The sequence below is a fragment of the [Clostridium] aminophilum genome, assembly GCF_900101295.1.
Classification (GTDB): Bacteria; Bacillota; Clostridia; order Lachnospirales; family Lachnospiraceae; genus Clostridium_R; species Clostridium_R aminophilum_A.
The window spans coordinates 1-1,652 of sequence record NZ_FOIL01000107.1; the positions used below are offsets into that span (position 1 = coordinate 1).

The window sequence follows — 1,652 nt, forward strand, 5'->3', positions numbered from 1 at the left end:
TGAAAGAACGTGTGGGTACCCGGGGAGATCTCACGGACGCGGCAAAGACGATACAACATTCGCCGCCGCGGAGTAAAGCTTGCCGTGAGAAGTCAGCAGAGCCCATAATACAATACCCGATGGCTTAAGACATTGGGAAAGGGGCGAACAGTAGGAGGTGCCATTCTCAAATGGAAACCAGACATGGAAATAAGTACAGACAACTTCATATCGAGGACTACCTGAAAGAGATACCTGCGGAACAGGGAATGGTATCAGGAGTGTACGCCCATGAATGGATTACCGGGGATACTGACACCAATGCGAACTTTTGGACGGACAACCTGCTCGACACCATTCTCAGAAGCGACAACCTGACTGCCGCCTACAAGAGGGTGAAGGCAAACAACGGAGCCGGCGGAGTTGACGGAATGCAGGTGGATGAACTTCTGCCCTACCTGAGACAGCACTGGGACGAGCTGGTCGAGCAACTGAGGAAAGGGAAATACAAACCCAATCCGGTCCGGAGGGTAGAAATACCCAAGGAAGAGAAGGGCAAAGTCAGAAAGTTAGGCATACCGTCCTGCGTGGACAGATTGATTCAGCAGGCGATATCACAGGAACTGACACCTATCTTTGAGGAACAGTTTTCAGACAACAGTTTCGGGTTTCGGCCGGGAAGAAGCACACACGATGCTATCATGAGGTGCAAGCAATTCGCTGACGAGGGATACGTGTATGTGGTCAGCATGGATCTGCAAGCCTATTTTGACACAGTTAATCACAGCAAGCTTATAGAGGTGCTGTCGAGAACGATCAAAGACGGACGGGTAATCTCACTGATCCACAAGTTTCTGAACGCCGGGGTTATGGAGGATGGCGGGTTTCATCCAACGGAAGAGGGTGTGCCGCAGGGCGGCCCACTAAGTCCGCTGTGTGGGAACGCCATGCTTAACGAACTGGACAAGGAACTGGAACGAAGGGGGCATAAGTTTGTACGGTACGCTGACGACTGCATGATTCTATGCAAAAGCAGAAAGAGTGCGGAACGGACGCTGGAAAACATCGTGCCATTCATAACGAAAAAGCTCTTTCTGAAAGTCAATCTCCAGAAAACCACAGTATGCCATATCAGCAAGGTGAAATATCTGGGATACGGTTTCTACCGATACAAAGGGAAATGCCGCTTCCGGGTGCATCCGAAGTCAGTGGAGAAATTCAAGAACAAGCTGAGGATGCTGACCGCCAGAGGGAACAAGTGGAGCAATCCGGTAAGGGAGAAGAAACTCAATGATGCTGTCAGAGGGTGGATTAATCACTTCCGGTATGCGGACATGAAAGGCCTGATGGAGGAACTGGACGAGTGGCTTCGCCACAGAATCCGGGCAGTGTATTGGAAACAATGGAAAAAGGTGCGAACGAGGTACAAGATGCTGAGGGCGCTACACTTGCCAGAATGGAAGGTACATGAACTGGCTAACTGTAGAAAAGGCACATGGAGAGCGGCGATGATGCTAAACACAGCGCTTACCAAAACGATAATAGTGGTCAGACTCGGATATCCATCCTTATCAGCCCACTATCTAAAAGTTCGTGTAAACTATTGAACCGCCGTATACCGAACGGTACGTACGGTGGTGTGGAAGGGGAGTGTCAAATCTCCCCTATCCGAT

1 protein-coding gene is annotated in these 1,652 nt (G+C 50.3%); it reads left to right on the forward strand.

Going from position 1 to position 1,652, the window contains the following annotated elements; translation table 11 throughout:
• The first annotated feature begins 170 nt into the window (after nt 1–170).
• The gene (gene ltrA / locus BMW41_RS14055) at nt 171–1,586 is read left to right on the forward strand and encodes a group II intron reverse transcriptase/maturase (protein WP_074650843.1); all 1,416 of its coding nucleotides are present in this window, start codon (nt 171–173) and stop codon (nt 1,584–1,586) included.
• Nucleotides 1,587–1,652: the final 66 nt, after the last annotated feature.